The organism is Stenotrophomonas mori, assembly GCF_023556335.1.
Classification (GTDB): domain Bacteria; phylum Pseudomonadota; class Gammaproteobacteria; order Xanthomonadales; family Xanthomonadaceae; genus Stenotrophomonas; species Stenotrophomonas mori.
On record NZ_JAIKTS010000002.1, the window covers coordinates 37,447 to 62,703 of the forward strand.

Here is a 25,257-nt window from a genome sequence, read left to right on the forward strand (position 1 = left end):
TGGATGCCCCGCCATGCTCCCTGCGCCACCGCACCGCCCTGGCGGTACGGTGGCGCCGCGACCGGCGGCCGGGGTCAGGCCGCCTTTTCCGACGCGAACTGCGCTTCCTCGGTGGAGCCGGTCAAGGCGGTGACGCTGGAAGCGCCCCCCTGGATCACCGTGGTCACGTCGTCGAAATAGCCCGCGCCCACTTCCTGCTGGTGCGAGACGAAGGTATAGCCCTGCCCGCGCGCGGCGAACTCCGGTTCCTGCACCTGCTCCACGTAGTGGCGCATGCCCTCGCCGCGCGCATAGTCGTGGGCGAACTTGAAGGTGTTGAACCAGTTGATGTGGATGCCGGCCAGGGTGATGAACTGGTAGGTGTAGCCCAGTGCGGCCAGCTCGTCCTGGAAGCGCGCGATGGTCCGGTCGTCCAGGTTTTTCTTCCAGTTGAACGACGGCGAGCAGTTGTAGGACAGGCGCTTGCCCGGGCTGGCCGCGTGCACCGCCTGCGCGAACTCGCGGGCGAAGCCCAGGTCCGGGGTGCCGGTCTCGCACCACACCAGGTCGGCGTGCGGGGCGTAGGCCACGCCGCGGCTGATCGCCTGCTCCAGGCCGTTCTTCACGCGATAGAAGCCTTCGGCGGTGCGCTCGCCGGTGACGAACGGTGCATCGTTCGGGTCGACGTCGCTGGTCAGCAGGTTGGCCGCCTCGGCGTCGGTGCGGGCCAGCACGATCGTCGGCACGCCCAGCACGTCGGCCGCCAGGCGCGCCGCCGACAGCTTCTGGATCGCCTCCTGGGTCGGCACCAGCACCTTGCCGCCCATGTGCCCGCACTTCTTCACCGCGGCCAGCTGGTCCTCGAAATGCACCGCGGCGGCGCCGGCGACGATCATGTTCTTCATCAGCTCGTAGGCGTTGAGCACACCGCCGAAGCCGGCCTCGCCGTCGGCGACGATCGGCAGGAAGAAGTCGATCGCGTCCTTCTCCTCCAGCCTGCCGTCGACGATGTTCTTCCACTGGATCTCGTCGGCGCGCTGGAAGGTGTTGTTGATGCGCCGGACCATGGTCGGCACCGAATCGTAGGCGTACAGCGACTGGTCCGGGTACATGGTCTCGGAGCTGTTGCCGTCGGCCGCCACCTGCCAACCCGACAGGTACACCGCTTCCAGGCCGGCCTTGGCCTGCTGCATCGCCTGGCCGGCGCTGATCGCGCCGAAGGCGTTGACGTAGCCCTTCTTCGCCTCGCCGTTGACCAGCTTCCACAGCCGCTCGGCGCCGCGCCGGGCCAGGGTGTGCTCCGGCTGCACGGTACCGCGCAGGCGCACCACGTCGGCGGCGCGGTAGGGACGCGTGATGCCGTGCCAGCGCGGGTTGGTGTCCCAGTCCTGCTGCAGGGCGTCGATCTGTTGCTGATGGGTGCTCATGGTGGACTCCTCGTTGGGCATGGCCTGCGGGTACGGCGCCGACGACCACCGCGGCGCCGGCGGGTGGCCGGCGCCGCGGTCCGGGCCGGACCTGCAGGAAGGAACGGAAAGGCTCAGTCGAGCTGCCGGTAGGCCGGCACGGTCAGGAACTCGGCCAGTTCATCGGCACGGGTCAGCGTGTCGAGCAGGCCGATGGCGTCGGCGATGCGCCCGCCGCCGGGCAGCGCCGTGGTGTCGCCCAGCTTCGCCGGCAGCGTGCGCAGGACGCTGTCGAGCAGGCCGGCATCGATCGCGGTGCCGTCGTCGAGCTGCCGGTCGCCGGCATGCAGCCATTGCCACAGCTGGCTGCGGCTGATCTCGGCGGTGGCCGCATCCTCCATCAGGTTGTGGATCGGCACGCAGCCGTTGCCGTCCAGCCAGGCGGCCAGGTAGCGCACGCACACCTCGACGTTGTTCTCGAAGCCGGCGCGGGTGATGGTGCCCGGGCAGGGCGCGACCAGGTCGTCGCGCGCGACCCGCACGTCGCGGCGCAGCACCGCATGCTGGTTGGGGCCGGGCATGTGCTCGTCGAAGATCGCACGTGCCACCGGGATCAGCGCCGGGTGCGCCACCCAGGTGCCGTCGTGCCCCGCGCGCACCTCGCGCAGCTTGTCGGCGCGCACCCGTGCCAGCGCCTGCTCGTTGGCGGCCGGGTCGTGGTTGATCGGGATCTGCGCCGCCATGCCGCCCATCGCATGCGCGCCGCGGCGGTGGCAGGTCTGGATCAGCAGCTCCGAGTACGCCTTCAGGAACGGCTGGGTCATGGTCACCTGGCCGCGCTCGGGCAGCACCTTGTCGGCATGCCGGCGGAAGGTCTTCAGGTAGGAGAAGATGTAGTCCCAGCGCCCGCAGTTCAGGCCGACGATGCGGCCGCGCAGCGCGTGCAGGATCTCGTCCATCTCGAACACCGCCGGCAGGGTCTCGATCAGCACCGTGACCTTGATCTGCCCCTGCGGCAGGCCCAGCATGCCTTCGATGTGCGACAGCGCGGTTTCCCACAGCGCCGCCTCCTCCATCGACTCCAGCTTGGGCAGGTACAGGTAGGGGCCGCGTTCCTTGCGCATCAGCGCGCGGGCGTTGTGGAAGGCGAACACCGCCGCATCGAACAGGCCGCCGGCGATCGGCTGGCCATCGATCTGCACGTGCTTCTCGTCCAGGTGCCAGCCGCGTGGGCGCACGATCAGCACCGCCTGCTCGGCGGACGGGCGCAGCGCATAGGCCTTGCCCGGCCGCCCGTCCACCGCCGGCGCGGTGTACGCCAGGTCGCCGCGGACCGCGTCGATCAGGGTCTGCTGGCCGGCCAGCACGTTGCGCCAGGTCGGCGAGGTCGAATCCTCCAGGTCGGCCATGAACACCCGCGCGCCGGAATTCAGCGCGTTGATCACCATCTTGGGATCGGTCGGCCCGGTGATCTCCACCCGGCGGTCCTGCAGCGCCGCCGGGATCGGCGCGACCGTCCAGTCACCGGTGCGGATGGCGGCGGTATCGGTACGGAAATCCGGCACCCCGCCCTGGTCGAAGAACGCCTGCCGCCGCCGCCGGGCGGCCAGCCGTGCCTGCCGCTCCGGCTCCACCGAGCGGTGCAGCGAGACCAGCAGCGCCAGCGCACCGGCCGGCAGCAGCGCCGACTGGCCTGCGAGCCGCGGTGCCACGGTGATGCCCGGCGTCGGGCGGACGGGGACGGGGACGGGGACGGGGACGGAAGGATGGCTGCAGTGGGCGGTGGCGACAGCGGACATGGCGGAACCCTGCGGGTGTCGGGGAGCTCCACCGTGCGACCGGAGACGATTATTGGCAAAACAGTTTTTGCAATACAAAACATAAGCTGTGCTAATAATTACCTGAAATGACCCCCGGGACGCCCGCAACGCCGCGTTTTTCCTACAAGTCCGACCGGCTCAAGCCACTGCGCGCGTTCTGCCAGACGGTGCGCCTGGGCTCGGTGTCACGGGCCGCGGAAGCCCTGTTCGTCAGCCAGCCGGCGGTGAGCCAGCAACTGCAGGCCCTGGAACGGGAGCTGGGAGTCGTGCTGTTCGAACGCAGCGGGCGGCGCCTGGTCCCCAGCCGCGAGGGCCAGCTGCTGTACGAGATGGCGCAGCCGCTGGTGGAAAGCCTGGACGGGCTGGAAGCCGGCTTCCGCGACAAGGTCCGTGGACTGGACGCCGGCGAACTGACCGTCGCCGCCAATGCCTCGACGATCCTGTACCTGCTGCCGAAGATCGTCGAGGCCTTCCGCCAGCGCCACCCCGAGGTCCGGCTCACCCTGCAGGACGCGATCAGCGCCGACGGCACCGCCCTGCTGCGCAGCGACGCCGCCGACCTGGTGGTCGGCTCGATGCTCGACGTGCCCGGCGACCTCAGCTACGCGCCGGTCTACGACTTCGAGCAGGTGCTGATCACCCCCCTCGGCCACCCGCTGGCCGGCATGCCGTCCCCCACCCTCGACGACCTCTCGCCGTGGCCGCTGATCCTGCCACCGAAGCGGCAGATCACCTGGCGGCTGGTGGACCTGGTGTTCCAGCGCCACCGCGTGCCGTACACGGTGGCCCTGGAAGTCGGCGGCTGGGAGGTGATCAAGCAGTACGTGGCGATGGACATGGGCATCTCCATCGTCACCGCGCTGTGCCTCAACGACAGCGACCGGGAACGGCTGGCGATCCGCCCGATGGCCGGCTATTTCCCGTCGCGCAGCTACGGCGTGACCGTGCGCCGCGGCAAAGCGCTGTCACCGCAGGCACGCGCCTTCATCGAGCTGATCCGCCCCGACCTGTTCGCACCGCGCCAGTACGACGACACCGGCCCTTCGGAGCGTTGAGGCCACACTGCGACCGAGCAAATACGCGTATCGACGCGTCCTCAGTCCGGTCGAAGTTCGACGTGCCTGCGCATGGCACGCATTCACCTCTCGACCACCACAAGACGGTGACACTGCCCGATCACGCTGGCGGGAGATCACCTTGGCCGCTCCGACACACCCCCGTACCGCCTCCTCCACCGTTGGCGGCATGAGCCGGCGCCAGCAGATACTGCGGCTGCTGCTGCGCTACCGCAATGCCGGGGTCTTCTCCGGGCTGCAGCTCGACGGCGGACCGCTGCGCCGCACCGCACCGCCCGCGGATGCCGATCCGACCCAGTTCGTTGCCGACCTGGAAGCGCTGGGCACCACCTTCGTCAAGCTCGGCCAGGTCCTCTCGACGCGGCCGGACATGATCCCGCCCGAGTACGTGGCCGCGCTGGAACGCATGCAGGAACAGGTCGCGCCGATCCCGGTGGAGCAGGTGCGCGCGGTGATCGAGGAGGAGCTCGGTGCGCCGGTCGCCCGGCTGTTCGCCGAGTTCGACCCCGAACCGCTGGGCTGCGCGTCGATCGCCCAGGTGCACCGTGCGGTGCTGCACGATGGCCGCGAAGTGGCGATCAAGGTGCAGAAGCCGGACGTCGCCGCGCAGCTGCGCTCGGACCTGGCGGTGCTGCGCAACTTCGCCAGCGCCGCCGACCACCTGACCCGGATCGGACGGCGGGTGCGCTTCGTCGATTGGCTCGACGAATTCGCCAAGACCCTGCGCATGGAGCTGGACTACGAGGCCGAGGCCGCCAACCTGGACCGCTTCGGCCGCCACCTGGCGCCGTATCCGGAGCTGTGGGTGCCGCAGCCGCTGTGGGACCTGTGCCGCAGGCGCGTGCTGACCATGGAGCGGGTGCACGGCGTGCGGGTGGATGCGATCCCGCCGGTGCGGCGCACCGAACAGTCGATGCTGCCGCTCGCCGCGGCCCTGGTGCGGGGCTACCTGGACCAGATCTTCGTGCATGGCGAGATCCATGCCGATCCGCACCCCGGCAACCTGCGCGTGACCGACGACCAGCGCCTGGCGGTGTTCGATCTGGGCATGGTCGCGCACGTGCCGCCGCGCCTGCGCGAGCGCCTGCTCAAGGTGCTGTTCGCGGCGGTGGACGGACGCGGCGAGGAAGTGGCCGACGAGATCATCGGCATCAGCACCCGGCTGGAGGACTATGACGAGGAACGCCACCTGCGCCTGACCGGGCAGATGATCGCGCGCTACGCCGCCAACGGCACGCTGTCCGAAGGCCACGTGGTGCTGGAGATCGTGCGCATCGCCACCGCCTGCAACCTGCGCACGCCCCCGGAGCTGAGCCTACTGGGCAAGGCGCTGCTCAACCTGGAAGGCGCTTGCCGGCTGCTGGCCCCGGAACTGGACACCCGGCGCGTGGTCGAGCACCAGCTGCAGCACGTGATGCGCGCGCGCTTCGGCAAGTCGCTGTCGGTCGCCAACCTCGCCAGCGAAGCGATGGAGCTGCAGCAGTTGCTGCGCACCGGCCCGCGGCGGATGTCCGACATCCTCAGCCTGGTCGCGGAGAACCGCCTGCAGATGAAGGTCACCGGCCTGGAGGAATCGCGGCTGATGGAGAACATCCAGAAGGTCGCCAACCGTATCGCCGCGGCCCTGATCACCGCCGCGCTGCTGCTGTCCTCGGTGCTGCTGATGCGCCTGCCGAGCGGCCTGTTCCTGTTCGGCTACCCCGCGCTGGCGATGCTGCTGTTCCTGCTCAGTGTGCTGATCGGGCTGGGGCTGATCCTGAGCGCGCTGCTGTTCGACCGGCGCACGCGGGCACGGGCCCACGAGGAGCGCGGACGCCGCTGAGCGGCCCGCCCCGGCGGCACCGACCACGGCCGCCGGCACCGCCCCGGCAAGCGGCGAAATATGCCGTATCCGGCATAATTTCAATATTACAACGCCGCGGATGCTTCCGTTTCCACGGTTGTTTGGCCGCACGTTGGGCAAACATGCACCGCATCCTGCGGCCATCTCCGCCCATGTTCGCAGCCGGCATTTTCATGCCGTTTCCAGCAAACATTTCAGTCAGGTTTGTATGTGCATGATTCCGTCATCCACCTTTCATGCGCCTGACATGGCGCCGTGGATCGCGCCATGCCTGCATCTGCCAGGGCGCCTCCTGTCTCCACTACCCAAGTGACCGCATGCATTGGACCCTCTGGCTGTATCTGCCTGCGCTGTTTCTGCTGTTGCTGTCCACCGCCACCCTGGCCCGCACCAAGGGCGGCCTGCTGTCGCTGCTGCTGCTCGCACTCAGCGCCTGGTGGCTGATCGACCAGCTCAGTGGCGACGGCATCAACTCGGCCACGCTCTACCACCTGCGCAGCGACATGGAGGGCGCCGGTGTCGGCGACTTCAAGGGCTATATCGCCGCGTTCCTGGTCCTGGTGCTGCTGTCCCTGAGCCCGCTGCTGCTGGCGCGCGTGCGCCGCTTCCGCCTGCCGCGGCACGGGGGCGCACTGTCGGCCGGCTTCGTGGCGCTGCTGGTCGCGGCGACACTGGGCAGCCCGCTGTACGGCGACGCCCGCCGCCTGTACCAGCAGATGAAGCCGGTGGACTACAGCCTGGTGGCGCCGGAGTACGCGGTACCCGCGCAGCCGCTGGCGCGTCCGAAGAACATCGTCTGGATCTACGGCGAGAGCCTGGAGCGCACCTATCTCGACGAGACCGCGTTCCCGGGGCTGATGCCCAACCTGCGGCGGCTGGCCGATGAAGCGCTGGATGTCCGCGATGTCGCGCAGGCCGACGGCAGCGGCTGGACCATCGCCGGCCTGGTGTCGTCGATGTGCGGCGTGCCGCTGACCACCGCCCAGGGCGACGAGAACAGCATGGGCCGCATGGGCCACTTCCTGCCCGAAGCGTTCTGCCTGGGCGACTACCTGAAGCAGCAGGGGTACAGCAACCACTACATGGGCGGCGCCAACGGCCAGTTCGCCGCCAAGGCCGACTTCCTCGCCAGCCACGGCTTCGACGATATCCGCGACCTGGCCTGGTTCAAGCAGCAGCGCATCGCCTCCCGGCACTTCTCCAACTGGGGCATCCATGACGATGTGCTGCTGGAGCGCGCGTTCGACCGCTTCCTGGAGCTGTCGCGCGCCGGCCAGCCGTTCATGCTCACCGCGCTGACCATGGACACCCACCACCCCGCCGGGCACCTGCCGGTGGCCTGCAAGGGCACCCGCTATCCGAGCCCGCATGGCGACATCGGCCTGCTCAAGGCGCTCAAGTGCAGCGACCGGCTGATCTCGCGCCTGGTGGACCGCATCCGCGCCAGCGCATACGCCGACGACACCCTGGTGGTGGTCGCCTCCGACCACCTGGCCATGCCCAACGACCTGAGCAGCGTGCTGGAGAACCTGCACCGGGAGAACCTGCTGCTGTTCCTCGGCAAGGACATCGCGCCGCGGCAGCTCACCGCCGAGGCCGGCACCACCCTGGACTCCGGCGCCACCCTGCTGCACCTGCTGGACCCGGCGCTGGACGCGATCGGCTTCGGCCGCTCGCTGCTGGCCACGCCGCGGCCGGCCAGCGCCAGCGTCGCCGCGCTCAAGTCCGACCCCTCCGACTACGCGCGCTACCGCGCCTTCGCGCGCTCGCTGTGGCTCGGCGACCAGACCCGCATGCTGCGCCTGGACGACGACGAGGTGCTGGTCGGCGTACAGAAGGTACAACCGCCGGTGCTGCTGGAGTACGACGCCCAGTGGGCGCTGGAGTCGGTCTACCTGGAGAACACCTCGCGCAAGTTCGACGAAGCCGATCCTCGCCACCGCCTGGCCTATGTCGACCGCTGCACCGCGTTCGAGGACGGCTCGGCCGACGGCGACTGGTGCGCGCTGCTGGTGGACAGCGACCAGGGCATGCGCCTGTACCGCGATGCGCAGTTGCGCCGCGGGATCGCCATCGACGCGCCGCTGGAGCCGCTGCACGGCCCCCGGCCGAGCGTGCGGCAGTCGCGCATGATCAGCCGCCAGGCGCAACACACCCGCCCCGGCCAGTACGTGCTGGAGCTGTATGCCAGCCAGCGGCCGGCGCGCGCGTTCTGGGTCGAGGCGGTGTCCTCGCAGCGCAAGGTCGTCGTCGCCCAGCAGTGGGTGCAGCCCGACCGCGATGGCCGCATCCGCCTGCCGCTGGGCGTGGACGAAGAGATCGACGACCTGGAGATCCGCGCCTGGCTGAGCCATGCCGAGAAGCTGGCGGTGGACAGCTACGCGCTGCTCCCCGCCGCCCGCGGCCGGCCGCGCTCCTGACGCGCATCCTCGGCAGTCCGGGCGGCACCCCGCCGCCCCCGGCCCCGGTGGGCGTCAGCCTTCGCCGCGCGGCGGCGGCGCGGGCCCGTCGCGCAGCACGTTGATGTCGGTGGGCGTGACCAGGGCGATGCCGTTGGCCGCGGCCTGCTGCAGCAGCGCGAACAGCAGTTCGCTGCGCGTCCCGTAGACCGCGCGGGCGCTGGGCACGTAGGCGAAGCAGTTCATCGCCACCAGGCCACCGCTGATCGAATCGATGAACACCAGCGGCGCCGGCTCGGCCAGGACCTTGTCGTTGCCGGCGAATATCTCCAGCAGCAACTGCCGCAGGCGGCCCACGTCGGTGCTCAGCGGCACCGAGAACTGGATCTGGATGCGGCCCAGCGCGTCGGCCATCGTCATGTTGCGGATGGTCTTGGTGATCAGCTCGGAGTTGGGCACGATCAGCGTGGACTTGTCGCCGACCTGGATCTCGGTCGAACGCACCGAGATGCGGCGGATGTCGCCCTCCTGGTCGCCGATCTTCACCCAGTCGCCGATCTTCACCGGGCGCTCGGCCAGCAGGATCAGCCCGGACACGAAGTTCTGGGTGATCGCCTGCAGGCCGAAGCCGATGCCCACCGACAGCGCGCTGGCAAGCAGCGCCAGCTTCTCGAAGCCGATGCCGAGCGTGGCCAGCGCCCACAGCACCGACAGCACGATGCCCAGGTAGCGCGCCACGGTGCTGATCGAATTGCGCGAGCCCACGTCCAGGCCGGTCTTGGGCAGCCAGGTGTCCACCAGCCACTGCTGCACCACCTTCACCAGCGCCAGGCCGAGCATCAACACCACCGCGGCCCAGAACAGCGCCGAGGGGCGCAGCAGCTGGCCGCCGACCTTCAGGCCGTTGCCGAGCGTGTCGGCCCAGCCGGCCAGCGCGCTTGCACTGCCGAAACCGCGGGTGACCGCGGCGATGCCCAGCACCACCAACCCCACCCGCAGCACCGCCGACAGCAGCACCCCGGCCTGTTCCAGCCGCGCCGGCGCCACCCCCGTGGACAGCCGCAGGGTGCGGCCGAAGGCGCTGCCGGGCGCGAACAGCCACAACGAAAGGTCGTCGCAGAAGCGGGTCAGCAGCAGCACCGCCAGGACCACCATGGTCATCCAGACCATCTGCTGGGCGACGAACAAGGCGAAATTGAGGTAACCCAGCACGGCCGCCACCAGCGCCGCCAGCACGGTCAGGTGCCCCCCCAAGCGGGCCAGCACCAGCCAGCCGCTGCGCGCGGCCCGCGGCGGCTTCGCGCCCGCCGCCGGGTCGGCCTGACGCTCGGCCCGCGCGGCCGCCGCCGCACGGCGCCGGTGCAGCCGGGTCAGGGTCACCAGTGTCGCCATGATCAGCAGCACGTAGGTCAGCGCGACCAGGCCGTCGAGCGCGACCGTGCTCACCTGCGAGGTGCGCGCCGCGCGGTTGATCTCGCGCACCAGCACGGTGACCCAGGTCAGGCCGGCCGCACTCCAGGCCAGCCGGCGCAGCCGCTGCGCCGCCGGATCGTCGATCGCGAGCAGGCGCCACGACGCGCGCCGCGGCTGCAGCAGGCTGGTCGCCAGCGCGGCGATGAACGCCGACACGAAGGTGGCCCAGACGAACGTCCGCGCCACCGACTGCAGCCGCGGCGGGATCGCCGAGATCGCCTCCAGGCTGCCGGTCATCACCAGCGCCGCCAGCCCCGGCAGCGCCGTGCCGACCAGCAGCAGCCAGACGGCCAGCCCGGACCGCCGCAGGCGCCCCGCCGGCGCGCGCTCGGACGCGGCGTAGCGCCACCCGAGCCGCCGCAGCCACAGCCGCAGCGGGAACACCATCAGCAGGGCCAGCCCCGCGCCCAGCAGGGGCGAGCTCCAGCCGTGCGCGGCCACTGCGCTGTGCAGGCCGCTGGCGGCCTGCTGCCGGAAGCCCTGGATGCGGGCGAGATCGCCCGGCAGCTGATTGCCGAAACGCCGCCAGAGCGCGGGCGACAGCGGCGAACCGACCTTGCGCCCGAGCTGCTCCCCGAACTGCTGCGCGCGCGTCTTCTCGATCGATTCGCTCAGCTGCCGCGCGTCCTCCGCCACCAGCCGCCCGCGCTTGATGTCCGCGTCCAGGTGGCTGCGCTGCTGTTCCAGCGCGGCACGCTGGCGGGCGATGCCGCGTTCTTCCGGGGTGCTGTCCTCCACCGGCCCGAGCTGCGCCATGCGTGCATCGAGCTGCTGCAGCTGCGGGGCCAGCACCGCCACCGCCGCGTCCGCATCGCGCTTGGCCTGCAGCGCCTGCTCGGACAGCATCTTCAGGGTTTCCGGCGCCCCGGCATCGGACAGCGAACGGCGTACCGCCTGCAGCGCGCGTTCGGCGCCACCGATGCGCAGCTGCGGCGTCGCGCTCTCCCCGGCGCCGGCATCGGCGGCCAGCACCGGCAACGGTGACAGACTACCGCCGGCCAACAGCACCAGCAGCACCAGCAGGCAACACAGGGGGTGGCGTCGGCGACGGAACAAGGGCGCATCCACAGGCAGGCGCGGACCACCGCGCGTGCCGCGACTATAGATCAGCCCGCGTCCACGCTCTGCCAAGCCGTGCGCATCCCGGAGCGACAGGTGCCCCGGCGCACCGCCGGGCGCCGGCAACGCTCAGTACTTCAACCCGAGCTCGGGCACCTGCGCGCGATGCAGCGCGTACAGCTCCTGGAACTCTTCCTCGCTCAGCTCGTCGGGCGCGTATACCGCCACCGGCTCCCAGTCGCGGTCGGTCGGCAGCGGCTGCCGCGGCCCGGCGCGCAGCGAATAGCTGCCTCCCTGGTATTCCACCAGGTCTGGAACCTCCTCCCAGCGTTCGCGCGCATGGCGCTGCGGGTCCTGCAGAAGAATCACGACGAACATCGGCCTCTCCCGGTGCGGGCCTGCAAGCCTAGCGCAAGCATGGACGCCGCGTGCATGGGCACGTCGCATTCACGGCCGCTGGCCTATAGCTCGGCCGTCCATCCTCCCGGGAGTCTCCATGTCCCATCCCCCCCTGCCCACCGTCGCCCACCTCGACCTGCCACGCTATCTCGGCACCTGGTACGAGATCGACCGCCTGCCGATGCGCCACGAGCCCGAGGACGCCACCGACGTCAGCGCGCACTACAGCCTGGACGAGGACGGCGGCATCCGCGTGCACAACCGCTGCCTCCGCGACGGCCGCCTGGAAGAGGCCATCGGCCAGGCCCGGGCGGTGGACGCCTCCAACAGCCGGCTGGAAGTGAGCTTCCTGCCCGAGGGCCTGCGCTGGATCCCGTTCACCCGCGGCGACTACTGGGTGATCCTGGTGGACAGCGGCTACACCACGGCCCTGGTCGGCAGTCCGGACCGCGCCTATCTGTGGCTGCTGGCGCGCACGCCGCACATGGACGAGGCCCCCCGCCAGCACTACATCGCCTACGCGCGCCAGCAGGGCTTCGACGTGCAGCATCTGATCCACACCCCGCACACCGGCCGGCCGACGGCCTGACCGGCACCCCCGGGCGCACCCATGGACCTGAAGAGCGGCTACCCGTTCTGGGCGATCAGGAACGGGCTGATGCACGCCTATCCCCCGCTGCATGCGCCGTTGCGCTGCGAGGTGCTGGTGGTCGGCGGCGGCATCACCGGCGCCCTGATCGCCGACGACCTGGCCCGCCATGGCCATGGCGTCGCGGTGGTGGAACAGCGCGACATCGGCTGGGGCTCCAGCGCGGCCAGCACCGCGCTGCTGCAGTACGAGATCGACACCCACATGGTGGTGCTCGCCCGGCGTTACGGCGAGGACGCCGCGGTGCTCGCCTACCGCGCCTGCGCCGAAGCGATCCTGCAGCTGCAGGATCGCGCGGCGGACGTGCGCGGCGTCGATTTCCGCCGCGGCGACAGCCTCTACTACGCCAGCCACGCGCGCCACCGCGCCGTCCTGCATGCCGAATATGCCCTGCGCCGCAAGCACGGCTTCGCGGTGCACTGGCTGGAGCCGGACGCCATCCGCGCCGCCTACGGTTTCCAGGCGCCGGCGGCCCTGCTCAGCGACCTGGCCGCCAGCCTGGACCCGTACCGCATGACCCATCGCCTGCTGCGGCGGGTGTGCAGGAACGGCGGCCAGGTGTTCGACCGCACCACCATCGCCCGCCTGCAACCGGCCCGCGGCGGCATCCTCGCGGTCACCAGCGACGGCCTGCCCGTGCACTGTGGCCACGTGGTGATGGCCGCCGGCTACGCCGGCGAGCGCTGGATCGACACGCGGGTCGCCCGCAACCGCAGCAGCTACGCATTCGTCACCGACCCGTTGCCCGCCGCGGCACTGGGACCGTTGCGCCGCACCATGCTCTGGGAGTCCGCGCGGCCCTACCTGTACCTGCGCAGCACCGCCGACCGGCGCCTGCTGGTCGGCGGCGAGGACGATGCCGTGGACCTGCCGGCGCGCCGCGACGCGCGGGTGGACCGCAAGGCGCAGCGCCTGGTCGCCAAGGTCCGGCAGCTGTTCCCGGACCTGCCGCTGGTGCCGGCTTTCGCCTGGGCCGGCACCTTCGCCGAAACCGCCGACGGCCTGCCGTTCTTCGGCGCCCACCCGCACTGGGGGCCGCGGGTGCTGTTCGCCATGGCCTACGGCGGCAACGGCATCACCTATTCGATGCTCGGCGCCGGGCTGCTGCGGGCCACGCTGGAACGGCGGCCGCACCCGCTGGCGGCGCTGTTCGGGTTCTCGCGCCTGGACTGAACGCGCCGGCCACGACAGCCCGGGTTCACCGCCGCCGCGCTAGCGTCGGCGTGTCCCCCCTGCCACGATGACGGCCCCAGCCAGGAGCGCCAGCGCGATGAACCGGTTCCCCATGATCCTTGTCTGCCTGCTGGCGCCGGCCCTGGCGACGGCGCAGCCGGCCGGCAGCACGCCGGGGTCGCTGGACCTGAGCGTGCCGCAGGCGCCGCTGCACTATCTCAACGATCCGTCCTACCAGGCCGATGCCCCGGGTACCTATTACGGCGACCACAGCGGCCCGGCGCCGCGCAGCGACGCCGCAGCCGCGACGATGGTCGACGACAAGCTGCAGGTGCACGGCACGCTGAGCACCGGCATCGGTTACTCCAAGGCCTTCGGCAACAGCCACTGGAGTTCGGCCAACATCAACCTCGGCAAGAGCTACAACACCGACGAAGGCAAGACCCGGCGCGTGGACCTGAACATCCACGTCAGCCAGGGCAAGGGCGCCGGCCCGTTCGGCTACGGCCCGGGTCCCTGGTACGGCGGCTGGTGAGCCGGGGCGGCGGGCGTCAGCCGCCGCAGCGCATCCAGGCGCAGTCGATGGCGTCGAGCGCAAGATGCAGCAGCAGGCCGATGCCGAACAGCCGGGTGCGGCGCGGCAGCAGCAGGCCCGCGTAGACGGCGGCCGCCGGCGCGGTGTGCAGCGGATGGAAGCCGATGCTGCAGCGGTCCGGCGCATACACCGGGTCGGCCAGCAGGTGGTCCAGGTCGATCACCCAGCCCAGCAGCAGGCACAGCCAGGCGCGCGCGAAGCGCGGCCGCCAGAACAGCCAGGCCAGCAGTGCCGGCACTGCCGCATGCAGGCACAGATGCAGGACCGCGCGCAGGCCCATGCCCGCTCAGCGCGTCCGGCGCGGCGGAACCCCGCGCACCGGCCGGCTACGCATCCGCCAGCGACGCCATGTCGATCACGAAGCGGTACTTCACGTCCGCGCGTTCCATCCGCGCGAACGCCTCGTCGATCTGCTGGATCGGAATCGACTCGCACGCCGGGTAGACCTCGCGTTCGGCGCAGAACGCCAGCAGCTCGCGGGTCTGCGCGATGCCGCCGATCAGCGAACCGGACACCTGGCGGCGACCGCGCATCAGCGAGGCGGCATTGACCGGCATCGATTCCAGCGCACCGACCACCACCAGCTGCCCGGCGACATCCAGCAGCCGTACATAGGGGTCCAGGTCGTGCGCCACCGGCACCGTATCGATGATCAGGTCCATCGACGCGGCGGCCGCCTTCATCGCCACCGCATCGCGCGACAACAGGACCCGGTGCGCACCGAGGGCCAGCGCGTCGTCGGCCTTGGCGGCGCTGCCGGTCACCAGGGTCACCTCGCAGCCCAGCGCCACCCCGAGCTTGACCGCCATGTGTCCCAATCCGCCCAGCCCGACCACGCCCAGCCGGGTGCCGGGCCCGGCACGGTGCTGGCGCAGCGGCGACCAGGTGGTGATGCCCGCGCACAGCAGCGGCGCCGCGCGCGCCAGGTCCAGCGCCGGCGACAGGCCGATGGCGAACGCCTCGTGCACCACGATCCGCCGCGAGTACCCGCCCTGGGTGGTTTCGCCACTGAGGCGGTCGCGGCCGTTGTAGGTCATGGTCGGGCCCTGCCGGCAGAACTGCTCCTCGCCGTGGCCGCACTGGTCGCATGCCTGGCAGCTGTCGACCATGCAGCCCACCCCGACCGGATCGCCCACCTTCAGGCCCGCGACCGCGCTGCCCACCGCGGCGACCCGGCCGATGATCTCGTGCCCGGGCACCATCGGGTAGCGGGCACCGCCCCAGTCGTTGCGCACCTGGTGCAGGTCCGAGTGGCAGACACCGCAGTAGAGGATGTCGATCACCACATCGTGCGGGCGCGGCGCACGGCGCGCGATGGCCAGGGGCTGCAACGGCGCACCGGCCGAAAGCGCGGCATAGGCAGGAGTGTGCATGGGGGCGTCCCGGTAGGCTCGCCGCCGATTGTAGCGGGCGGCGGCGACCGCCGGCGTTACACTGTGCGGCCGCCGGGCCATCGCGCCACGGCCGTTCCGGAGTGGTGATGATCAACAACGATGTCCTGCGCAGCCTCCGCTACATGCTGGACCTGGGCGACAAGCATGTGGTGGAACTGGTGCACCTGGCCGATCCCGCGTTCGACGTGGACCCGGCGCAGGTGCACGACTTCCTGCGCCGCGACGACGAACCGCTGTTCGTGGCCTGCCCCGACGCGGTGCTGGCGCGCGTCCTCGACGGCCTGATCCTGCACTGCCGCGGCCGCGACGACGCGCAGCCGCAGCGCGCACCGGAAGCCCGCATCACCAACAACCTGGTCCTGAAGAAGCTGCGCGTGGCCTTCCAGCTCAAGGACGTGGACATGCATGCGATCTTCGACGCCGCCGGCTTCCCGCTGTCCAAGCCGGAGCTGTCGGCGCTGTTCCGCCAGCCGGACCACAAGAACTACCGCCCCTGCGGCGACCAGCTGCTGCGTAATTTCCTCAAGGGCCTGACCACGCGCCTGCGCACGCCGTAACCCCGCCGGCGCAGTACCGCGAACGCCCCGCCGGGCAGGGCCCGGCGCTACAGAACCGCCGCGAACCGCCACGCCTGTAGAGCGGGGCCATGCCCCGCTGGGGCAGTCCCGGGAAAGCCCCGCCGGGCAAGGCCCGGCGCTACAGAACCCCCGCGAACCGCCACGCCTGTAGAGCGGGGCCGCGCCCCCGCTGGAGCAGTCCCGGGAAAATCCCGCCGGGCAAGGCCCGGCGCTACAGAACCGCCGCGAACCGCCACGCCTGTAGAGCGGGGCCGCGCCCCGCTGGGGCGATCCCGATAAAATCCCGCTGCCCGCCATGCGCTGCCCCGTACCACGGGCGCACGGCCAGGCGCCGACGCTGCCGGCTTCCTGGCCCGCTGCTCTCCGTGGGCGGCTTACCCGCTGGAACGCGCGCCGGCCGCCCCCTCCTTGCCGCCGTGGTGGCCCATCTTGGTGTCGCCGTTGATGCCCCGGTTCCGGTTCGCCGTCACCTGCCCGCCCCGGGCACTTTCCGGCAGGTGCGCGCTGTCGCGGTGCCGGTCCGCAGCGGCCGCCCTTGCGGGGGACGGTGCATCGGCGCCCCGCTGGCGATGTCGCTGAGGATCGGGCAGTCCGGCCGCTCGTCGCCCGCGCAGCCTTCGGCCAGGGCCTGGACCGTGGCCACCATGTCCTGCAGCTCGGCGATGCGCTGCGTCAGCACGGCCACGTGTTCCAGCGCCATGCGCTTGACGTCGGCGCTGTGCCGAGTGCGGTCGCGCCACAGCTGCAGCAGCTCACCGATGCGCTCCACGCTGAAGCCCATGTCGCGCGAGCGCTTGATGAACCCCAGCGTGTGGAGGTCGCGCGGACCGTACAGGCGGTAGCCGGCGCCGGTGCGCGCCACCGGACCGATCAGGCCGCTGTCCTCGTAGTAGCGGATCATCTTGGCGGAAATGCCGGTGGCCCTGGCCGCCTGGCCGATGTTCATGCCGTCCTCCATCGCCATGCCTCCGTCAGGCCCGCTCCGGCCGTGGCTGGAAACGCCGCAGCCGCAGCGCGTTGCCGAGTACGAATACCGAGGACAGCGCCATCGCGCCGGCCGCGAACACCGGCGACAGCAGCACGCCCCACAGCGGATACAGCACGCCCGCCGCCACCGGGATCAAGGCGGTGTTGTAGGCGAACGCCCAGAACAGGTTTTGGCCGATGTTGCGCATGGTCGCCTTGCTCAGCGCGATGGCGTCGGGCACGCCCTGCAGGCTGCCGGACATCAGCACCACGTCGGCCGCCTCGATCGCCACGTCGGTACCGGTGCCGATCGCCATGCCGACATCGGCCGCGGCCAGCGCCGGCGCATCGTTGATGCCGTCGCCGACATAGGCCAGGCGCCCATGCGCGGCCTTCAGCCGTTCGACCGCGTCGACCTTGCCCTCGGGCAGCACCTCGGCCACCACCTCGTCGATGCCCAGCTGGCGCGCGATGGCCCCGGCGGTGGCGCGGTTGTCGCCGGTGATCATCGCCACCTTCAGGCCCAGCGCATGCAGGCGGGCGATGGCCGCCGCGGTATCGCTCTTGATCGGATCGGAAACGGCGATGATCGCCGCCAGGCGGCCGTCCAGCGCGGCATACAGCGGCGTCTTGCCCTCCTCGCCCAGCCGCTGCGCGACCGCGGCGAAGGCATCCACTTCCAGGCCGAGCGTACGCATGAAACGGTCCGCGCCCACCTCCACGCGCACGCCGTCGACCTGCGCACGCACGCCATGGCCGGTGACCGATTCGAAGGCCTCCGCCGCGGGCAGCACCAGGTTCTCCGCCGTCGCCGCGGCGACGATCGCCCGCGCGATGGGATGCTCGGAACGGTCCTCGACCGCCGCCACCAGGGCCAGCACCCGGGCGCGGACGACGCCGTCGGCCAGGTGCAGGTCGGTCAGCAGCGGCCGGCCTTCGGTCAGGGTGCCGGTCTTGTCCACCGCCACCACCGCCGCTTCCTTGAGCAGTTGCAGTGCCTCCCCCTTGCGGAACAGGACGCCCAGCTCGGCGCCACGGCCGGTGCCGACCATGATCGAGGTCGGGGTCGCCAGGCCCATCGCGCACGGGCAGGCGATGATCAGCACCGCGACCGCGTTGACCAGGGCGAAGGTCAGCGCCGGTGAGGGCCCGAACACCCACCAGGCGGCGAAGGTCAGCAGCGCCAGCGCCATCACCACCGGCACGAACCACATCGTGATGCGGTCCACCAGGCCCTGGATCGGCAGCTTGGCGCCCTGCGCCTGCTCCACCAGGCGGATGATCTGCGCCAGCACCGTGGCGCCCCCGACCGCGGTGGCGCGCACGCCTAGCGTGCCGGTCTGGTTGACGGTGCCGCCCACCACCCGGGCCCCGGCCGTCTTGGCCACCGGCACCGGCTCGCCGGTGATCATCGATTCATCCACGTAGCTGTCGCCATCGACCACTTCGCCGTCCACCGCGATGCGCTCGCCGGGGCGCACGTCCACCACGTCGTCCAGCGCCACCTGCGCCAGCGGCACCTCCACCGCGCCACCGTCGCGGCGCACGCGCGCGGTCTTCGCCTGCAGCGTGAGCAGGCGCTTGATCGCCTCGGAGGTGCGGCCCTTGGCACGCGCTTCGAGCATCCGCCCGAGAAGGATCAGCGTCACGATGACCGCCGCGGCCTCGTAGTAGACGTTGACCGTACCGGCCGGCAGCAGTCGCGGCAGGAAGGTCGCCACCAGCGAATAGCCGTACGCGGCCAGCGTGCCCACGGCCACCAGCGAGTTCATGTCCGGAGCCGCGCGCAGCAGTGCGGGAAGCCCGGCGCGGTAGAAGCGCCGCCCGGGGAACGCCAACACCAGCGTGGTGAGCACGAACTGCAGCAGCCAGCTGTTGTGCGTGCCCAGCGTGGCGGCGACCGCCGCGTGGAAGGCCGGCACCAGGTGCGCGCCCATCTCCAGCACGAACACCGGCAGGGTCAGGCCCGCCGCCAGCAGCAGGTCGCGCCGCAGTCCGCGCAGCTCGTCGTCGTGGCGGCGGGCATCGTCACCGTCGTCCCGGGCGGCCTCCAGCAGGCGCGCGGCGTAGCCGACCCTGGCGACCGCGGCGACCAGCGCCTCCGGCTCCAGGCCCGCGTCGCCCTGCACCACGCCACGGTGGGTGGCGAGGTTGACGCTGGCCGAGCGCACACCGGAGACCTTGGCCAGGGCGCGCTCGACACGGCCGACGCAGGACGCGCAGGTCATGCCCTCGATGCCCAGCTCGAACGGTGCCGGCGCCGGCACCTCGTAGCCGGCCTTCTCCACCGCCGCGACCAGCGCCCGGCGGTCCACGCCGGCACCTTGCACGGTGGCCCGGCCGGTGGCCAGGTTCACCGCGGCCGCGGCCACGCCGGGCACCGCGGCCAGGGCCCGTTCGACACGGCCCACGCAGGATGCGCAGGTCATGCCCAGCACCGTCAGGTCCTGGGTCCGGTCGCCGTCGCGGGCGGAATCGTGGTGCTTGGGAGTCATCGCCTGCTCACCTGGGGTTGTCATGATGGCGGCACCTTAAAGCTTCCCATGAGGGGAAGGTCAACCGCCCCGGATCATCGCCCGCCGCGCTTGACCTTGCCACCGTGGCAAGCCCCACACTGCCCCTCCCTTCCCGTGAGATCCGCCATGAAACTGCATATCGACGGCATGACCTGCGGTGGCTGCGCACGCAGCGTCACCGCCACCATCAAGGACGTCGACGCCGCCGCGTCGGTCGAGATCGAACTGCCCACCAAGCAGGTGAACATCACCTCGACCCTGCCGGTGGAGCGCTTCACCCGGGCACTGGACGAAGCCGGCTTCCCCGCGCGGCCGGCCAACGGCTGACCCCGGCCGCCCCGGAACGGCCCGCCGGGCATTGCCCGGCACCGGCACCGGCGCCGCGGCGCACAGCCGCGGCCGCAGGGGCCGCCGCGTGGGGCCGCCCGATGGCGAGCCGGCCGCGGCGCGCGGACCGCCTGCAGTTCCACCGGGCCCGCACCGCAGGCGGCGCCCCCCCACAGCACGGCACCAGACAGGCGGCGGCCCAGGCGCGCAGGCATCGCACACGCCCTCCATGGATAGATGGCCCTCGTGCGCGGGCACCGCGGCGACGCGCCAAGCACCGGCGCTATCATGGCGGCCTCCCACTTCGGCGGCAGTCGCGTGCAGACCATCCTCACTCCGGTATCGATCGGCGAGCTGATCGACAAGATCACCATCCTGGAAATCAAGGCCGAGCGCATCGACGATGCAGGCAAGCGCGGCAACGTGCGCACCGAGTTGGAAGGCCTGTGGCCGCTCTGGCTGCAGCAGCAGGCCGAACGCCCCGAACTGGAAGCGCTCAAGCAGCAGCTCAAGGCGATCAACGAGCGCATGTGGGACATCCAGGACCAGCTGCGCGCCAAGGAACAGGCGCAGGCCTTCGATGCCGGGTTCATCGCCCTGGCGCGCGGTGTCTACGGCACCAACGGCGAACGCGTGGCGGTCAAGAACACCATCAACCGGATCGCCGGCTCGGCGCTGGTCGAGGAAAAGCAGTACCAGGGCGAATAGGCCGGCGGCGACCCGGGCAATGAAAAGGCCAGGTCGAAGACCTGGCCCGTGGCTCCCCAAAAAGACGGTGTACTCAGCGCAGCGGTGCCGGCGCCTCGCGCGCCGGTTCGGCGGCCACCGGTGCGGTCTTGATCGACAGGCACATCGGGCACACGCTCTCCAGCACCTTGATCGCGGGCCGGTACACCGTCTGGCATTTCATGCACTGGACCATTCCAGTCGTGATGGCTTCCATAAGCCCTCTCTTTGTCGTTGTTCGATCCGGCAATATCGCGGCAGCGGCGATGCTTTTCAAGCCGGCGCCGGTTTCCGCGCCGGTCCCGCCGCACCCGGCCGGCAGCGTGGCGTGACGCGCCGCAGACATCGCGCCCGGCATCATGGCCGCATTCTTCCGATGCCATAGCGGGTGCGCCATGCGGGTGTTGACCCTGTGCCTGTTGCTGCTGCTCGGCCTGACGTTGACGATCGGCGGCGGCATGCTGCTCGCGCTGCACGGCAGCGCTTTCTACCTTCTCAGCGGGCTGGTCCTGCTGCTGGTGGCCCGCGGCCTGTGGCGCCACCGCCGCTGGAGCAGCTGGCTCTATGCCGGCTGGCTGCTCGCACTGCTGGCCTGGTCGCTGTGGGAGGCCGGCCTGTACGGCTGGCCGCTGGCGACCCGGCTGGGCCTGCCGGTGCTGCTCGGCCTGCTGCTGGCGCTGCCGGCGGCGCGCCGTTCGCGCCCCTACGGCTACACCGGCCCGGCCGGCTGGCCGGTGCTCGGCACGAGCCTGCTGCTGGGCGTGGTGGCGCTGGCCGGCATGGCCCGCCACCCCCACGAAACCCGCGGCCGCCTGGCCGCCGCGCCATCCGCCGCCCCGCCCGCGGACACCACCGCGCCGGCGCCCGGCGAATGGCCCGCCTACGGCCGCAGCACCCATGGTCAGCGCTATTCGCCGCTGCAGCAGATCACCGCGGCCAACGTCGGCCGCCTGCAGCTGGCCTGGCAGATGCAGACCGGCGACGTGCGCCTGCCCGACGACGTCGGCGAGACCACCTATGAGGCAACGCCGCTGAAGGTGGGCGACACCCTCTACCTGTGCACGCCCCACAGCTGGGCACTGGCGCTGGACGCCGATACCGGCAAGGTGCGCTGGCGCTTCGACCCGGGTGCGGGCATGGAACCGCAGCGCCAGCACCAGACCTGCCGCGGCCTGTCCTGGCATGCCGGCTCCGCGACGGAGTCCGCCGACGGCCGCGCCTGTGCCGCGCGCGTCTTCCTGCCCAGCGCCGATGCCAGGCTGCACGCCCTGGACGCCCGCACAGGACAGCCCTGCGAGGATTTCGGCGACCACGGTGCAATCGACCTGACCCACAACATGCCGTTCAAGCAGCCCGGCTACTACTACTCCACCTCGCCGCCGCTGGTGGCCGGCGACAAGGTGATCGTGGCCGGCGCGGTCAACGACAACTACGCCGTCGATTCGCCGTCCGGCGTCATCCGCGCTTACGACGCGCGCAGCGGGCGGCTGCTGTGGAACTGGGATTCCGGCAATCCCACCCGGACCGCGCCGCTGGACCCGGCCGACCCCGGGCAGGTCTACAGCGCCAGTTCGCCCAACAGTTGGGCGGTGGCCAGCGCCGACGAAGCATTGGGCCTGGCCTATTTCTCGATGGGCAACCGCACCCCGGACCAGCTCGGCATGTTCCGCAGCCGCGCCGAGGAGACCTATGCGTCCTCGGTCGTCGCGCTCGATCTGGCCAGCGGCCAGGTGCGCTGGGTGCACCAGTTCGTGCACCACGACCTGTGGGACATGGACACCCCGGCACAGCCGTCGCTGCTCGACCTGGACCTGCCGCAGGGGCGCACGCCGGCCCTGGTGGTGCCGACCAAGCAGGGCGACGTCTACGTGCTCGACCGCCGCACCGGCCAGGCGCTGCTGCCGATCGGCGAACGCCCCGCGCCGCGGGGCACCGACATCCCCGGCCAGCGGCTGGCCACGCATCAGCCCTATTCGGCGCTGAGCTTCGAACCGCCACCGCTGCGCGAAGCCGACATGTGGGGCGCCAGCCTGGTCGACCAGATGCTGTGCCGGATCCAGTTCCGCCGCCTGCGCTACGAAGGCCGCTACACGCCACCGTCGCTGCAGGGCTCGCTGATCTACCCGGGCAACTTCGGCACGTTCAACTGGGGCGGCGTGGCGGTGGATCCACGGCGCCAGGCGATGTTCGGCATGCCCACCTACCTCGCCTTCGTCTCCACCCTGGTGCCCAAGACGCAGTTGGAAGGGCAGGCACTGAACACCGGCGAGCATGGACTGAACGAGAACAAGGGCGCCGACTACGCCGTGGAACTGAAACCGTTCCTGTCGCCGCTGGGCGTTCCCTGCCAGGCGCCGCCCTGGGGCACCATCGCCGCGGCCGACCTGCGCACCGGCATGGTCGCCTACCAGTACCGCAACGGCACCATCCGCGACCTCTCGCCGCTGCCGGTGCCGATCCGCATGGGCGTCCCGGGCATCGGCGGGCCATTGCTGACTGCCGGGGGCGTCGCGTTCCTGGCCGCCGCCGTCGACGACAACTTCCGCGCCTACGACGTGGACAGCGGCAAGCTGCTGTGGAACGTGCGCCTGCCCGCCGGCGGCCAGGCCACGCCGATGACCTACCTGGACAGCCGCGGCCGGCAGATGGTGGTGCTGGTGGCCGGCGGCCACGGGTCGATCGGTACCCGCGCGGGCGATTACGTGCTGGCCTACACCCTGCCGGGTAGCGACTGACGGAGCGGCCGCACGGGCGCCACACGCCCGTGCCCGGGCCGGTATACGGGTCCGCGCACGCCACCGCGGGAACCGGCATGCAGGCCTGCGCCACATGCCGCGACGACCACGGCCATGGCCGTCGCGATGTGCCGGTCGGCAGGCCGGCACCGGCCACGCGCTGGAACCTCCCTGCCGCTTTTGGTAAGGTCCGACGCTTGTTCAGCGCACTGGCGATGATTGATTCCGCCCTTTCATGCGCTGCCTCGACGGCACGGCAACGGCTGCGGTGTTGATGCCCGCAGGCGCTTGCCCCTGCCTCCATTCCGTCGGCCTGTGGCCACGCACCGGGGAGAAACATTGGAACCCATCGACAATCTCGCTTCATTCCACCAGCTTTCAATGCCGGTCGTGATCGCCCTGCTGGTCCTGTTCTACGGCGGCACCCTGTGGCTCTCCATCCGCATCAGCCGCCGCGATGAAAGCGTCGACGGCTACATGACCTCCAACAGCCAGGTCGGCTTCGGTCTCTCCACCGCCAGCATGACCGCCACCTGGATCTGGGCCGCATCGTTCTACGCCGCCTCCACCTCCGGCTACAAGTACGGCATTTCCGGCCCGCTCCACTACGGCATGTGGGGCGCGCTGATGATCCTTTTCATCTATCCCTTCGGACGCCGCATCCGCGCCGTGGCGCCGGACGCGCACACGCTGGCCGAAGTCATGCAGGCGCGCCACGGCCGCACCAGCCAGATGATCCTGGCCGGCTCCAACCTGGTCGGCAGCGTCATCAGCCTGATGGTCAACTTCACCGCCGCCGGCGCGCTGATGGCCATCCTCACCCCGCTGGACTTCCAGACCGGCGTGCTGATCGCCGGCATCGGCGTGCTCGCCTACACGCTGTGGTCGGGTTTCCGCGCGTCGGTACTGACCGATTTCGCGCAGGTGATCGCGATGCTCGGCGCCGCCGCGCTGATCATCCCGCTGGTGTACTTCGGCGCCGGCGGCACGCAGATGGTGCATGACGGCTGGAGCCTGCTCAGCAGCGAACAGGCCAGCCTGTGGTCCAGGACCGCGGTGCTGGAACAGGGCGCACCGTTCTTCGTCGCGGTGCTGGCCTACGCCATCGGCAACCAGACCATCGCCCAGCGCCTGTTCGCGGTGCGCGAGGACCTGATCAAGCCGACCTTCATCACCGCCACCGTGGGCTACGGCGCCACCGTGATCGGGCTGGGGATGATCGGCCTGATCGCGCTGCTGGTGGGCGTGGTGCCGGTGGATGGCGACCACAACAACCTGCTGCCGCAGATGGCCTCGAGCTACCTGACGCCGTTCTTCGTCGGTGTGTTCTTCGTGATGGTGATCGGCTCGCTGTCCTCCACCGCCGACTCGGACCTGGCGGCGCTGGCCGCCATCGTCATGACCGACGTCTACGCGCGCAACCTGGCGCGCGGCCCGGTGGTGCCCGAGCGCATGCTGTGGGTAGGCCGCATCACCATGATCGTGGCCACCACGCTGGGCGTGGTGTTCGCCAGCTTCCAGCTGGACATCCTGTCGATGCTGGTGTTCGTCGGTGCCCTGTGGGGTGCCATCGTGTTCCCGGTGATCGCCAGCTTCTACTGGCCGCGGGTGACCAGCAGCGCCTTCAACTGGTCGGTGCTGGTGGCCGTGGTGCTGTTCATCCTCGCGCGCTTCGGCCTGGTGCCGCTGCACGGCGCGAGCGGTGCGGTGTTCGAAGCCCTGGCCGCGGTCGGTGCCGGCGTGGTGCTGGGCCTGATGAGCTTCGGCTTCTTCGGCCTGCGCTGCGCGCTGGTGGTCGGCGGCCTCGGCACCCTGGCCGCATTGCCGTTCATGCACGGCTTCCTGCGCGACTACCCGGTGCTGCTGAGTTCGCTCACCGCCTATGGCAGCAGCATGCTGGTCTGCACCGCGCTGAGCCTGCGCAGCCGCCAGAACTTCGATTTCAACCGGATCCGGCAGCAGGTGACCACGTTCGCCGACGCTGCCGACGACGACAAGGAGAACTCGCATGCATGACCTACTGGTGAGCGCCTACATCCTGGTATGGCCGGCGGTGGTCGCCGTGGTGCTGGCCCTGATCGTGCGCGGCGTGTGGCGCGACAGCCGCCGCGCACGGCGGCGCGGCGAAGACATGGTCTGAGCCC

General features: G+C 70.9%; 21 protein-coding genes. 12 read left to right on the forward strand and 9 right to left on the reverse strand.

The features are described from left to right. Positions 1-74: 74 nt before the first annotated feature. Positions 75-1,406 carry an isocitrate lyase gene (gene aceA, locus K5L01_RS07830; protein ID WP_250063609.1) on the reverse strand — a complete coding sequence of 444 codons (1,332 nt, stop codon included), beginning with the start codon at positions 1,404-1,406 and terminating at the stop codon, positions 75-77. Between the two features lie 113 nt (positions 1,407-1,519). Then, complete coding sequence (gene aceB, locus K5L01_RS07835) at positions 1,520-3,184, reverse strand: malate synthase A (RefSeq protein ID WP_250063611.1); 1,665 nt, start codon at positions 3,182-3,184, stop codon at positions 1,520-1,522. A 107-nt stretch (positions 3,185-3,291) separates the two neighbouring features. Here aceB and K5L01_RS07840 point away from each other — a divergent pair, with 107 nt between their 5' ends. From K5L01_RS07840 to K5L01_RS07850, 3 genes are all read left to right on the forward strand, one after another. Continuing rightward, complete coding sequence (locus tag K5L01_RS07840) at positions 3,292-4,260, forward strand: LysR family transcriptional regulator (protein WP_250063613.1); 969 nt, start codon at positions 3,292-3,294, stop codon at positions 4,258-4,260. 190 nt (positions 4,261-4,450) lie between these two features. Beyond that, a complete protein-coding gene (locus tag K5L01_RS07845; protein WP_250063615.1) occupies positions 4,451-6,103 on the forward strand; it encodes an ABC1 kinase family protein in 1,653 nt (550 codons plus the stop codon). 338 nt (positions 6,104-6,441) lie between these two features. Next, the gene (locus tag K5L01_RS07850) at positions 6,442-8,544 is read left to right on the forward strand and encodes a phosphoglycerol transferase I (protein WP_250063617.1); all 2,103 of its coding nucleotides are present in this window, start codon (positions 6,442-6,444) and stop codon (positions 8,542-8,544) included. A 54-nt stretch (positions 8,545-8,598) separates the two neighbouring features. On the opposite strand, the gene K5L01_RS07855 is transcribed toward K5L01_RS07850, so the two are convergent. Together K5L01_RS07855 and K5L01_RS07860 are read right to left on the reverse strand one after the other, a co-directional pair. Continuing rightward, positions 8,599-11,052, reverse strand: coding sequence for a DUF3772 domain-containing protein (locus tag K5L01_RS07855; protein ID WP_250063619.1), 2,454 nt, complete (start codon positions 11,050-11,052; stop codon positions 8,599-8,601). Positions 11,053-11,184: 132 nt separating this feature from the next. Next, on the reverse strand, positions 11,185-11,433 hold the full coding sequence (locus K5L01_RS07860; RefSeq protein ID WP_250063621.1) for a hypothetical protein: 249 nt from the start codon (positions 11,431-11,433) through the stop codon (positions 11,185-11,187). Positions 11,434-11,551: 118 nt separating this feature from the next. Here K5L01_RS07860 and K5L01_RS07865 point away from each other — a divergent pair, with 118 nt between their 5' ends. The 3 genes from K5L01_RS07865 (at position 11,552) to K5L01_RS07875 (ending at position 13,811) form a co-directional block, all read left to right on the forward strand. Next, a complete protein-coding gene (locus K5L01_RS07865) occupies positions 11,552-12,043 on the forward strand; it encodes a lipocalin family protein (RefSeq protein WP_250063623.1) in 492 nt (163 codons plus the stop codon). A 21-nt stretch (positions 12,044-12,064) separates the two neighbouring features. Then, on the forward strand, positions 12,065-13,276 hold the full coding sequence (locus tag K5L01_RS07870; RefSeq protein ID WP_250063625.1) for an NAD(P)/FAD-dependent oxidoreductase: 1,212 nt from the start codon (positions 12,065-12,067) through the stop codon (positions 13,274-13,276). 97 nt (positions 13,277-13,373) lie between these two features. Beyond that, positions 13,374-13,811 carry a hypothetical protein gene (locus K5L01_RS07875; protein ID WP_250063628.1) on the forward strand — a complete coding sequence of 146 codons (438 nt, stop codon included), beginning with the start codon at positions 13,374-13,376 and terminating at the stop codon, positions 13,809-13,811. A gap of 16 nt (positions 13,812-13,827) precedes the next feature. Here the strand turns inward: K5L01_RS07875 and K5L01_RS07880 are convergent, their stop codons facing one another. After that, positions 13,828-14,151, reverse strand: coding sequence for a DUF6122 family protein (locus tag K5L01_RS07880; RefSeq protein ID WP_250063630.1), 324 nt, complete (start codon positions 14,149-14,151; stop codon positions 13,828-13,830). Positions 14,152-14,197: 46 nt separating this feature from the next. Beyond that, on the reverse strand, positions 14,198-15,244 hold the full coding sequence (locus tag K5L01_RS07885; RefSeq protein ID WP_250063632.1) for an NAD(P)-dependent alcohol dehydrogenase: 1,047 nt from the start codon (positions 15,242-15,244) through the stop codon (positions 14,198-14,200). Between the two features lie 107 nt (positions 15,245-15,351). On the opposite strand from K5L01_RS07885, the gene K5L01_RS07890 reads away from it, so the two are divergent. Continuing rightward, positions 15,352-15,822 (forward strand): YehS family protein, encoded by a 471-nt coding sequence (locus tag K5L01_RS07890; RefSeq protein WP_250063634.1) that lies wholly within the window; start codon positions 15,352-15,354, stop codon positions 15,820-15,822. A 487-nt stretch (positions 15,823-16,309) separates the two neighbouring features. Here the strand turns inward: K5L01_RS07890 and cueR are convergent, their stop codons facing one another. Both cueR and K5L01_RS07900 read right to left on the reverse strand, forming a co-directional pair. Continuing rightward, positions 16,310-16,789: a Cu(I)-responsive transcriptional regulator gene (cueR, locus tag K5L01_RS07895; RefSeq protein WP_250063636.1), complete on the reverse strand. Its 480-nt coding sequence runs from the start codon at positions 16,787-16,789 to the stop codon at positions 16,310-16,312. Positions 16,790-16,814: 25 nt separating this feature from the next. After that, positions 16,815-19,304 (reverse strand): heavy metal translocating P-type ATPase, encoded by a 2,490-nt coding sequence (locus tag K5L01_RS07900; protein ID WP_250064143.1) that lies wholly within the window; start codon positions 19,302-19,304, stop codon positions 16,815-16,817. A 147-nt stretch (positions 19,305-19,451) separates the two neighbouring features. On the opposite strand from K5L01_RS07900, the gene K5L01_RS07905 reads away from it, so the two are divergent. Beyond that, positions 19,452-19,652, forward strand: coding sequence for a heavy-metal-associated domain-containing protein (locus K5L01_RS07905; RefSeq protein ID WP_250063638.1), 201 nt, complete (start codon positions 19,452-19,454; stop codon positions 19,650-19,652). A gap of 318 nt (positions 19,653-19,970) precedes the next feature. After that, a complete protein-coding gene (locus tag K5L01_RS07910; protein ID WP_250064144.1) occupies positions 19,971-20,360 on the forward strand; it encodes a DUF6165 family protein in 390 nt (129 codons plus the stop codon). A gap of 73 nt (positions 20,361-20,433) precedes the next feature. On the opposite strand, the gene K5L01_RS14895 is transcribed toward K5L01_RS07910, so the two are convergent. Beyond that, a complete protein-coding gene (locus K5L01_RS14895; RefSeq protein WP_272494136.1) occupies positions 20,434-20,562 on the reverse strand; it encodes a hypothetical protein in 129 nt (42 codons plus the stop codon). 211 nt (positions 20,563-20,773) lie between these two features. Here K5L01_RS14895 and K5L01_RS07915 point away from each other — a divergent pair, with 211 nt between their 5' ends. The 3 genes from K5L01_RS07915 (at position 20,774) to K5L01_RS07925 (ending at position 25,253) form a co-directional block, all read left to right on the forward strand. Next, positions 20,774-23,113 carry a membrane-bound PQQ-dependent dehydrogenase, glucose/quinate/shikimate family gene (locus K5L01_RS07915; protein WP_250063640.1) on the forward strand — a complete coding sequence of 780 codons (2,340 nt, stop codon included), beginning with the start codon at positions 20,774-20,776 and terminating at the stop codon, positions 23,111-23,113. A 339-nt stretch (positions 23,114-23,452) separates the two neighbouring features. Next, positions 23,453-25,129, forward strand: coding sequence for a sodium:solute symporter family protein (locus K5L01_RS07920; RefSeq protein ID WP_250063642.1), 1,677 nt, complete (start codon positions 23,453-23,455; stop codon positions 25,127-25,129). Further along, positions 25,122-25,253, forward strand: coding sequence for a putative transporter small subunit (locus K5L01_RS07925; protein WP_250063644.1), 132 nt, complete (start codon positions 25,122-25,124; stop codon positions 25,251-25,253). Before K5L01_RS07920 ends, K5L01_RS07925 begins: the two co-directional genes overlap by 8 nt. The last annotated feature ends 4 nt before the right edge of the window (positions 25,254-25,257 follow it).

Coding starts and splice junctions, on each gene's coding strand:
- aceA (WP_250063609.1), bottom strand. CDS start 1,406: ATGAGCACCCATCAGCAACAGATCGACGCCCTGCAGCAGGACTGGGAC.
- aceB (WP_250063611.1), bottom strand. CDS start 3,184: ATGTCCGCTGTCGCCACCGCCCACTGCAGCCATCCTTCCGTCCCCGTC.
- K5L01_RS07840 (WP_250063613.1), top strand. CDS start 3,292: ATGACCCCCGGGACGCCCGCAACGCCGCGTTTTTCCTACAAGTCCGAC.
- K5L01_RS07845 (WP_250063615.1), top strand. CDS start 4,451: ATGAGCCGGCGCCAGCAGATACTGCGGCTGCTGCTGCGCTACCGCAAT.
- K5L01_RS07850 (WP_250063617.1), top strand. CDS start 6,442: ATGCATTGGACCCTCTGGCTGTATCTGCCTGCGCTGTTTCTGCTGTTG.
- K5L01_RS07860 (WP_250063621.1), bottom strand. CDS start 11,433: ATGTTCGTCGTGATTCTTCTGCAGGACCCGCAGCGCCATGCGCGCGAA.
- K5L01_RS07865 (WP_250063623.1), top strand. CDS start 11,552: ATGTCCCATCCCCCCCTGCCCACCGTCGCCCACCTCGACCTGCCACGC.
- K5L01_RS07870 (WP_250063625.1), top strand. CDS start 12,065: ATGGACCTGAAGAGCGGCTACCCGTTCTGGGCGATCAGGAACGGGCTG.
- K5L01_RS07875 (WP_250063628.1), top strand. CDS start 13,374: ATGAACCGGTTCCCCATGATCCTTGTCTGCCTGCTGGCGCCGGCCCTG.
- K5L01_RS07880 (WP_250063630.1), bottom strand. CDS start 14,151: ATGGGCCTGCGCGCGGTCCTGCATCTGTGCCTGCATGCGGCAGTGCCG.
- K5L01_RS07885 (WP_250063632.1), bottom strand. CDS start 15,244: ATGCACACTCCTGCCTATGCCGCGCTTTCGGCCGGTGCGCCGTTGCAG.
- K5L01_RS07890 (WP_250063634.1), top strand. CDS start 15,352: ATGATCAACAACGATGTCCTGCGCAGCCTCCGCTACATGCTGGACCTG.
- cueR (WP_250063636.1), bottom strand. CDS start 16,789: ATGAACATCGGCCAGGCGGCCAGGGCCACCGGCATTTCCGCCAAGATG.
- K5L01_RS07900 (WP_250064143.1), bottom strand. CDS start 19,304: ATGACTCCCAAGCACCACGATTCCGCCCGCGACGGCGACCGGACCCAG.
- K5L01_RS07905 (WP_250063638.1), top strand. CDS start 19,452: ATGAAACTGCATATCGACGGCATGACCTGCGGTGGCTGCGCACGCAGC.
- K5L01_RS14895 (WP_272494136.1), bottom strand. CDS start 20,562: ATGAAATGCCAGACGGTGTACCGGCCCGCGATCAAGGTGCTGGAGAGC.
- K5L01_RS07915 (WP_250063640.1), top strand. CDS start 20,774: ATGCGGGTGTTGACCCTGTGCCTGTTGCTGCTGCTCGGCCTGACGTTG.
- K5L01_RS07925 (WP_250063644.1), top strand. CDS start 25,122: ATGCATGACCTACTGGTGAGCGCCTACATCCTGGTATGGCCGGCGGTG.